General features: G+C 37.0%; 7 protein-coding genes. All 7 read right to left on the bottom strand.

Features of this window, described 5'->3' with window-relative positions; all coding sequences use genetic code 11:
- Window positions 1-59: 59 nt before the first annotated feature.
- The 7 genes from C9J31_RS00035 to dnaA all read right to left on the bottom strand — a co-directional run bounded on the left by C9J31_RS00035 (window position 60) and on the right by dnaA (window position 10,000).
- Window positions 60-1,142: an HD-GYP domain-containing protein gene (locus tag C9J31_RS00035; RefSeq protein WP_054768483.1), complete on the bottom strand. Its 1,083-nt coding sequence runs from the start codon at window positions 1,140-1,142 to the stop codon at window positions 60-62.
- 148 nt (window positions 1,143-1,290) lie between these two features.
- Complete coding sequence (gene gyrA / locus C9J31_RS00030) at window positions 1,291-3,762, bottom strand: DNA gyrase subunit A (protein WP_107951485.1); 2,472 nt, start codon at window positions 3,760-3,762, stop codon at window positions 1,291-1,293.
- Window positions 3,763-3,787: 25 nt separating this feature from the next.
- A complete protein-coding gene (gene gyrB, locus C9J31_RS00025) occupies window positions 3,788-5,725 on the bottom strand; it encodes a DNA topoisomerase (ATP-hydrolyzing) subunit B (protein ID WP_107951484.1) in 1,938 nt (645 codons plus the stop codon).
- Window positions 5,726-5,816: 91 nt separating this feature from the next.
- Window positions 5,817-6,932, bottom strand: a complete 1,116-nt coding sequence (gene recF, locus C9J31_RS00020) for a DNA replication/repair protein RecF (RefSeq protein WP_107951483.1) — start codon at window positions 6,930-6,932, stop codon at window positions 5,817-5,819.
- Window positions 6,933-6,935: 3 nt separating this feature from the next.
- Window positions 6,936-7,160 carry a S4 domain-containing protein YaaA gene (yaaA, locus tag C9J31_RS00015; protein ID WP_010860741.1) on the bottom strand — a complete coding sequence of 75 codons (225 nt, stop codon included), beginning with the start codon at window positions 7,158-7,160 and terminating at the stop codon, window positions 6,936-6,938.
- Window positions 7,161-7,345: 185 nt separating this feature from the next.
- A complete protein-coding gene (dnaN, locus tag C9J31_RS00010; protein ID WP_107951482.1) occupies window positions 7,346-8,482 on the bottom strand; it encodes a DNA polymerase III subunit beta in 1,137 nt (378 codons plus the stop codon).
- Window positions 8,483-8,650: 168 nt separating this feature from the next.
- Window positions 8,651-10,000 (bottom strand): chromosomal replication initiator protein DnaA, encoded by a 1,350-nt coding sequence (gene dnaA, locus C9J31_RS00005; protein WP_107951481.1) that lies wholly within the window; start codon window positions 9,998-10,000, stop codon window positions 8,651-8,653.

Raw genomic sequence — 10,000 nt, 5'->3', positions numbered from 1 at the left:
TCTTTGTTTAATAGAAAATAAGGCAATCTAAATTATAACTGATTGCCTTATCGCAATTGTCAATCTGTAATGATTCGCGAAATATAGAAAGTCCGATTTTTCGCTAAATCAAAGATTTCTCCTGTATTACTTAATTTAATAAGAGGCCTTGTTGGAGCGAATTTGTTGACGAACATTACTTCACCACGTTCTAAATTAGAAAGTTCCACAATTGTACCGATAGGTAAATCTGCAACCAGATCAATAAGCGCCTGCACTACTTTAATATCAAACTTTCCAAATTCAGATTCATTAACCATCTCAATCACTTTAAATGAAGATTGCTTAGATCGATATACACGTTCACATGTCATTGCATGAAATACATCTGCAACGGCAATTATCTGTGCAAAGATTGATATATTGGCGATTTTTTCACCCTTAGGGTAACCGCTCCCGTTTAAACGCTCATGGTGCTGGAAGATAGCTTCTTTCATCGTATCCTTTAAAATCGTTAAATCCTTCACCATATTATAACTATATAGAGGGTGCTTATAAATTTCATCGAATTCTTGCTCAGTTAAGGTCGTTTTCTTATCACGAATACGTGGATGGATTTTAGCCATACCACAATCTGCTAATAAGCCTCCAATTGCTACTTGAATCGTAAGCCCTCTATCATAGCCTAATTTTTGTGCAATAACAGAAGAAATTAACGCTGTAGCTATACAATGATGATATAAATAGTCTTTAGGATTGGAATACTCATTTAAATCAAAAATAATTGTACGATCTTCTAAAACCATCTCTAGTAATGGCAAAATAATTGTACGTGCTTTCGCAATATCTACCTTTGCACCAGCTTCCCAATTTTTAAATTCCCTTTTAAATTGCTCAACAGAATTATTGTACACTCTTCTAAATGTTGGAACAGCTTCTAGTGGAATAGCCACTTCTAGTTCTTCTTCATTCGACTGCCCATCTTTCATGCCATCTTTATATACAGGGACTCTTGAAATATTAAATGCACTAAAGACTTGTAGATGTTCATGGGAAATTATTGTGTTTTTAAAAATTATTGGATATTGTGTATTTGCAAAAATATCTTCAGATATTACTTTACCCAAGCGTAACTCTGAAATTGGGACATGTATAGTTTCCATGAAATTAACACCTCTTCACTATTTCACTTGCTTAACATTAAGGTTTATTTCATTTTATCATGGAATTCAAAATAATTACTTATTTTTCATGATTTATAATAAAAAACCGATGATTGACAAACTATTATTGTCATCACCGGCCTTATTATTATTCTTCTATTTGTTCTTCATCTTCAGAAGAGTCGTCCTCTTCTTCTTTTTCGACTTTCGCAACGGTTGCAACAAGTTCCTCATCTCCTAAACGGATTAAACGAACGCCTTGTGTGCTACGACCAATTAACGAGATATCATTTACATCCATACGAATCAGCATACCATTGATTGTAATCAGCATTAAATCTTCTGTGCCATCAACGGTTTTTACAGCTACCATAGGACCGTTTTTATCAGTAATTTGAATTGTTTTTAAACCTACGCCACCTCGACTTTGTAAACGATATTCTTCTTCAGAAGTTCGTTTACCGTAACCCTTCGCGGTAACAACTAAAATTTCTTCCCCAGCCTCAACAATTTCCATTCCAACTACTTCGTCACCATCACGTAGTTTAATACCACGTACACCGCCTGCTGTACGACCCATTGAACGAATACCATCTTCTTGGAAACGAACAAGCATTCCATCACGCGTACCAATAATTACTTGCTTAGAGCCATCTGTTAAACGAACCGCAATTAAATCGTCATCTTCACGCAAGCTAATTGCTATTAAACCGTTTGTACGGATGTTCGCAAATTGAGATACTGGTGTGCGTTTAGTAATACCTGTTTTCGTTGTAAAGATAAAGTAAGCATCCTCATCAAATGAACCAACACGGATCATTGCAGTTACCTTCTCATCTTTTTCAATATTGAGTAAGTTAACAATTGGTAAGCCCTTTGCTGTACGACCATATTCAGGAATCTCGTAACCTTTTGCTCGGAATACTTTACCCTTTGATGTGAAGAATAAAATTGTATCGTGTGTAGATGTATTCATCAGGTGCTCTACGAAATCATCTTCGTTTGTACCCATACCTTGAACACCACGACCACCACGTTTTTGACTGCGATATGTATTCGCAGCTAAACGCTTAATATAACCATTGTGAGTTAAAGTAACTACCGAATTTTCGACTGGAATTAAATCCTCATCTTCAATCATTTCCAAACCACCAGATGTAATTTCTGTGCGACGTGTATCATTGAAACGTTCTTTTACTTCTAATATTTCGGTACGAATGATTTCAACAATTTTGGCTTCATCTGCTAAGATTGCTTTTAATTCAGCAATTAACACCTGTAGCTCTTGATATTCGGCTTCTATTTTTTCACGCTCTAATCCACTTAAACGAACTAATCGCATATCTAAAATTGCTTGTGCTTGACGTTCAGATAAATTAAATCGTTCCATTAATTGTGGCTTCGCTTCATCACCACTGCGAGAACCGCGAATAATTGCAATTATTTCATCAATATGATCAAGAGCAATGCGTAAGCCCTCTAAAATATGTGCACGGTCTTCTGCTTTCTTTAAATCAAATTCTGTACGACGACGGATAATGACTTTTTGATGCTCAAGATAATGATACAGCATCTCTTTTAAGCCCATTACTTTTGGTTGACCATTCACTAGAGACAACATATTAATGCCGAAGCTTGATTGCATTGCTGTTTGTTTATATAAATTGTTTAATATTACATTGGCATTAGCATCTTTACGCACTTCAATGACCACACGCATTCCTCGGCGGTCTGATTCATCCCGTAAGTTTGTAATGCCATCTATTTTTTTATCACGTACAAGCTCTGCAATCTTTTCAATGAGCTTAGCTTTGTTTACTTGATAAGGTAATTCGTGAATAAGAATTGTTTCCTTACCATTCGCTTTTTGTTCAATTTCTACCTTTGCACGAATAATAATTGAACCGCGCCCAGTATCATAGGCACGACGAATGCCACTTCGGCCTAAAATTAAACCGCCTGTAGGGAAATCAGGTCCTGGGATAATCTCCATAAGCTCTTCTGTTGTAATGGCAGGATTCTCAGAAAGTGCAAGTACTGCATCAATCGTTTCGCCAAGTTGATGAGGTGGAATATTCGTCGCCATACCAACGGCAATCCCCGCGGCACCATTTACTAATAAGTTTGGATAACGACTTGGTAGAACAACTGGTTCTTTTTCAGAGCCATCGTAGTTATCAGTATAGTCAATTGTATTTTTATTAATATCACGTAGCATTTCCATTGCAATACGTGACATACGTGATTCTGTGTAACGCATCGCTGCAGCACCATCGCCATCGACAGATCCAAAGTTACCATGACCATCAACAAGCATATATCGGTAACTAAAATCTTGCGCCATACGTACCATTGCATCATAAATTGATGAGTCACCATGTGGGTGATACTTACCCATTACATCCCCGACAATACGTGCTGATTTTTTGTACGCTTTATCTGCTGTATTTCCTAACTCTTGCATGCCATATAAAATACGACGATGTACTGGTTTTAATCCATCACGCACATCTGGTAGTGCACGTGATACGATTACACTCATCGCATAATCGAGAAAAGATGTTTCGATTTCTTCTGTTATATTAATTCCTTTAACACCAGAGCGTTCTTGTTCTGACAAAGTGTAGACCTCCCCTCACAAAAAATTAAATATCTAAATTCTTTACATACACGGCATTTTCTTCGATAAATTGACGACGAGGTTCAACTTCATCACCCATTAGACGTTCAAATGCTTGGTTTGCTTTGATTGCGTCATCTAATTCCACTTGTAGCAATGTGCGGTACTCGGGATCCATCGTTGTTTCCCAAAGTTGTTCCGCATTCATTTCTCCAAGACCTTTGTAGCGCTGTACATTTGGTTTCGGCATTTTTGGTAGACGTTCTAAGATCTCTCTTAATGTCTCATCATCATAACAATATTCAATATGCTTGCCTTGTTTTACTTGATAAAGTGGTGGCTGTGCAATATAAATATAACCCGCCTCGATTAGTGGTCTTAAAAAACGGAAGAAGAATGTTAAGAGTAATGTACGAATATGCGCACCATCAACATCGGCATCGGTCATAATTATAATTTTATGATAACGTGCCTTCTCTAAATTAAATTCCTCACCAATACCCGTGCCGAATGCGGTAATCATTGCACGTATTTCTGCATTCGATAAAATTTTATCTAAACGTGCTTTTTCAACGTTAAGGATTTTACCTCGTAACGGCAAAATTGCTTGGAAGTGACGGTCACGACCGGATTTTGCAGAACCACCGGCAGAATCACCCTCAACAATATAAATTTCACAGTCGGCTGGATTTGTAGAAGAACAGTCAGCTAATTTACCTGGTAAACTCGATACTTCAAGAGCAGATTTACGACGTGTAAATTCGCGGGCTTTTTTCGCCGCAACCCTTGCTCGAGCAGCCATTAAACCTTTTTCAACAACTTTACGAGCTACAGTTGGATTTTCCAACATGAATCGCTCAAAACCATCTGAGAATAAAGCATTAGTAATTTGACTTACTTCAGAGTTACCTAGCTTTGTTTTCGTTTGTCCTTCAAATTGTGGATCAGGATGCTTAACAGAAACAATAGCCGTTAAACCTTCACGAACATCCTCACCCGTTAGGTTTGTATCTGCCTCTTTTAATAAACCATTTTTACGTGCGTAATCATTGATAACACGTGTTAGGGCTGTTTTAAAGCCGGACTCGTGTGTACCACCTTCATACGTATTAATGTTATTAGCAAATGAAAAGATATTGGATGAGAATCCAGCATTATATTGCATCGCAATTTCAACTGAAATACCATCTTTTTCACCAAGAACATCAATCGGTTCATGGATGGGTTCTTTAGATTGATTCAAGTGCTCTACATAAGAACGGATACCACCTTCATAATGATATGTAGTAAAACGTTTTTCTTCTTCACGTTCATCTGCAATTGTAATGCTGATTCCTCGGTTTAAATAAGCTAATTCGCGAATACGATGTGCTAAAATATCGAATTCGTAAACTGTTGTTTCTTTGAATATTTCAGGATCGGCTTTGAAGCGTGTAGTTGTACCATTACGGTCAGTATCCCCAATAACAGTTAGAGCCTGAACAGTTTTCCCACGTTCAAATTTAATCTCATGGATATGTCCCTCACGATGAACTTGAACAATAGTCTCAATTGAAAGTGCATTTACTACAGACGCCCCTACACCATGAAGCCCTCCAGATACTTTATATCCTCCACCGCCGAATTTACCCCCGGCATGTAGTACTGTCATAATAACTTCGACAGCAGGTTTTCCCATTTTCTCTTGAATACTAACTGGGATTCCTCGTCCATTATCTTCTACGCGAATCCAGTTTTCCTTTTCAATCGTTACTGTAATATCTGTACAGAACCCTGCAAGAGCCTCATCTATACTGTTATCAACGATTTCCCATACTAGATGGTGAAGCCCTTTGGAGCTTGTTGAACCGATATACATCCCTGGTCTTTTACGAACCGCTTCTAAACCTTCTAATACCTGTATCTGATCGGCTTCATAAGCTTGATCTTGTAAACCTTCGTTTTCTATAGCCACGGCTTTCATCTACTCCTTCATAACATCATTGTGTGTAAATGAATGAACAGTCAACCGAGCTGACTATTACCATTCTTTTATAATCTAAAAAACTCCCCGGCTAACTTTCCTCAATCGCACCTTGTTTCACGTGGAACAGTTGTGCATGTTCCATCGTCTCATGATGAATTCCATCAACACTTGTAGTAGTAACAAAAGTCTGGACTTCACCTTGAATGGTATTTAATAAATGCGATTGGCGATAATCATCGAGTTCCGACAATACATCGTCTAAAAGTAGAATGGGTGTTTCATTTGTTTCTTGTTTAATTAGTTCAATTTCAGCGAGCTTTAACGATAACGCAGTTGTACGTTGTTGTCCCTGTGAGCCATATGTCTGCACATCATAGTTATTCACTAAAAACTGCAGATCATCTCGATGCGGACCAACCATAGTTACACCGCGATCAAATTCACGATCCTTTGCTTCTAGCAATTTTTTGTGCAAAAGATTTTCTACTTCACTAGGAGTATGTTCTTTTTCAATACCAGCTACTGTGCGGTATTTAATAGCTAAAGTTTCCTTACCTTGTGAAATACCTGCATGAATAGGTTCTGCCCACTCCTGTAATAAATCCATAAATTGAAATCTTTTACGAATAATTTGGGTAGCTGCATGAATATATTGCTCATTATAGACTTCATACATTACATCATCGATCATTACCTTGCCTTGGTTTATTTTCAAATAATGATTACGCTGCTTTAAAATTTTTTGAAAGGTTAATAAATCATGTAAATAGACCGGAGAAATCTGTCCAATCTCCATATCGATAAAACGTCGTCGTATTTGCGGACTCCCTTTTACAACATTTAAATCTTCGGGTGCAAACATAACCACATTCATTTGACCAATATAATGACTAAGGCGACTTTGCTCAATATGATTTATCTTACCTTTTTTACCCTTTTTCGTAACCGTAAGCTCAATTGGTAAAATACCGTGCCTTTTTTGAACGGCCCCTTCTATTTTACCATAGTCTGAATCCCAACGTATCAATTCTTTATCGTTCGTCGTACGATGTGATTTAGCCATCGCCAATACGTAGATGGATTCCATGACATTTGTTTTCCCTTGAGCATTTTCACCAATAAACACATTAATTTTTGGAGAGAAATTTAACGCTAAAGTATCATAGTTACGGTAATTTGTAAGTTTTAACTGCTCAATATGCATATTTTATTGTCCAGCGGGTCCAACGATACGAAATCGACCACATCCTGGTATATTTACGACGTCTCCATTACGCAATTTGCGACCACGGCGATCATCTACTTCGCCATTTACGTATACTTCATTTTCGTGTAAAAACCATTTAGCCATGCCACCTGAGCTAATAGCATCGGTCATTTTCAAAAGTTGTCCTAACGTCACAAACTCAACGTCAATTTCAATGTCTTTCATAGCTGTGTCACCCTCCAAATACAGAATATCTATCTCTCTATCATACCTAAAAATGCGGCATAAGTAAAAAAAGATAGCCGCAGTTAACGACTATCTACTAAAGCATATCAAAATTATTCGTGGTAACTAACAGAAAAAAGTGAACATAAGAACTGCTCTTTTGTCAGGTACTTACTCATAAATAATTAGTAAGTACGCACTGGTAAAATTAACTGTAGAATTGCGTCATCATGTACAGAGCGTAGAATAAACGGTCTCATTGCCCCTGTAAATTGAATAACCACATCTTGGCCATCAATTGCTTTTAAAGCTTCCATCATGTATTTCGCACTAAAAGAAATCTTTAAGCTTTCCCCTTCTAATGCTTCTACAGGAATTTCCTCTTGTACTTTCCCAATTTCTGGTGAATTAGACGAAACTTCGACAGCTTGATTATCTAAAATGTCAAAGCGCACGACATTATTACGATCTCCGCGAGCTACAAGTGACGCACGATCGATTGCTTGTAATAATGCTTTACCATTAATCGTCACATTTGTTTGATATTCTTCTGGAATTAAACGTGTAGTATCTGGGTAGTTACCTTCTAGTAAACGAGAGAAGAATAATACATCACCCGTTTTAAATAATACTTGCTGGCTAGTAATAACAATTTGAACAAGGTTTGTAGAATCCTCTAAGACCTTGTTTAATTCATTTAAGCTTTTCCCAGGAATCACCACACTATGTTCAACTGCTGGTAAATTTTCTAGTTGTACTTTTCGTCTTGCTAGCCGATGACTATCTGTTGCAACACAGATTAATGCTTCATTTTTTATCTGCCAGTTTACACCTGTCAACACCGGTCTGCTTTCTGAAGTGGCTACTGCAAATACTGTTTCACGGATAATTGACTTTAATAAATCAGCCGGTATAGTAAATTTTTGATTTTCGGTTAATTCAGGTAGTAATGGATATTCTGCTGCATCTGAGCCAATTAAATGGAATTCAGATTTACCTGAACGAATATGTGTTTGGAAGCCAGCTGTTACTTGTATTTCAACATCATTAGTTGGTAACTTACGTACAATTTCATTGAACATACGAGCTTGTACAACAATAGAACCTGTTTCAGTTATCTGGATAATTTGTTGGCCATCTTCTTCTACTGGAATAAAAGTTTGGATGGTAATATCAGCGTCACTACCTGTTAAGCGGATACCTTCGTCTGTCACATCAATTTTAATCCCCGTTAAAATCGGAATAGTTGTTTTAGAACTTACAGCTTTCATGACATCATTTAAACCCTCTAATAAACGGTCACGTAAAATATCAAATTTCATTTGTTTTCCCTCACATATTTATATTATTTATTTATTAAATATAAAAAGATATAGTAATAGGCCCTGTGGATTTGTGGATAAGTGCTTTGAGATGAATAAAATCAGTCTATCCACATGTAGATAGACTGTGCATAACTTTGTGTTTAAATAATTGAATTGTCCACAGGATTATTTCCCTAGCATACTTCGTATTTGTTTAATATCTTGTTGGAGTTGAGCGTCATTTTTCAACATAGAAGATATTTTTTCGTGAGCATGGATAACTGTTGTATGATCACGACCTCCGAATTCTTCTCCAATTTTCGGCAACGAAAAATCTGTTAATTCGCGTGATAAAAACATCGCAATTTGACGTGGAAAGGCAATTAATTTCGTTCGTTTTTTTGCGACAAAATCTTCTAAACGAATACTAAAGTGCTCTCCTACTGCATTTTGAATGTCTAAAATGGAGACAGTTCGTGGTTTAGAATTAGGAATTATATCTTTCAACGCTTCAGCAGCTAATGTCGCATTAATATCCTTGTTAACAAGCGATGAGTACGCCACGACACGAATAAGCGCACCCTCAAGCTCCCGAATATTGGAGTCAATCTGGTTCGCAATATAGAGCATTACTTCGTTTGGAACATCTAGACCATCTGCTTTAGCCTTTTTCCGTAGAATAGCAATACGAGTTTCTAAATCTGGTGGTGCAATATCTGTAATTAATCCCCATTCAAATCGTGAGCGTAAACGATCCTCTAATGTGGGAATCTCTTTTGGTGGGCGGTCACTTGATATAACTATTTGTTTTGATTCTTCATGCAATGTGTTAAATGTATGGAAAAATTCTTCTTGCGTAGATTCTTTTCCAGCTAGGAATTGAATATCATCAATTAGTAGCACATCTACATTGCGATATTTGTTGCGAAAATCGAGTGCTTTATTATCACGAATAGAGTTAATAAATTCATTTGTAAACTTTTCCGATGATAAGTATACAACTTTTGCATTTGGATTATGTTCCAACACATAGTGGCCAATTGCATGCATTAAATGCGTTTTACCAAGTCCTACTCCCCCATATATAAAGAAAGGGTTATAGGCCTTAGCGGGTGCTTCAGCAACAGCTAAAGAAGCAGCATGTGCAAAGCGGTTACCAGAGCCTATGACAAACGTATCAAATGTATATTTCGGGTTTAACATACCTGGTGAAATATCGTGATGATCGTTATTTTTTGCTTGGATAATAGGTGCTGGTAAGTCAAAATCGTCCGAATCCTGGTTTTTTTGAACAACAAATTTAATAAGCAAGTCTTCGCCTGTAAGCTCCGTTAATATACCTGTAATCAAATGAATATAATGATTTTCAAGCCAATCTCGAGCAAACGAATTTGGCGCGGCAATTGTCACTGTTGATCCACTACCATTGTATGAAAGTAGTTTAGTAGACTTTAGCCACGTTTCGAAGCTTGGTTTAGAAATTTTTTGTTCAACTTGAGCCAGGACATTATTCCATAATTCTTCTAAATGTTCCAA

It is taken from the genome of Lysinibacillus parviboronicapiens, assembly GCF_003049605.2.
GTDB classification, from domain to species: domain Bacteria; phylum Bacillota; class Bacilli; order Bacillales_A; family Planococcaceae; genus Lysinibacillus; species Lysinibacillus parviboronicapiens.
This window is presented reverse-complemented; position numbering and strand designations above follow the sequence as displayed.

Excerpts from the sequence above, each read along its gene's own strand:
- gyrB (WP_107951484.1), bottom strand. The coding sequence starts at position 5,725 with ATGAAAGCCGTGGCTATAGAAAACGAAGGTTTACAAGATCAAGCTTAT.
- C9J31_RS00035 (WP_054768483.1), bottom strand. The coding sequence starts at position 1,142 with ATGGAAACTATACATGTCCCAATTTCAGAGTTACGCTTGGGTAAAGTA.
- recF (WP_107951483.1), bottom strand. The coding sequence starts at position 6,932 with ATGCATATTGAGCAGTTAAAACTTACAAATTACCGTAACTATGATACT.
- dnaN (WP_107951482.1), bottom strand. The coding sequence starts at position 8,482 with ATGAAATTTGATATTTTACGTGACCGTTTATTAGAGGGTTTAAATGAT.
- yaaA (WP_010860741.1), bottom strand. The coding sequence starts at position 7,160 with ATGAAAGACATTGAAATTGACGTTGAGTTTGTGACGTTAGGACAACTT.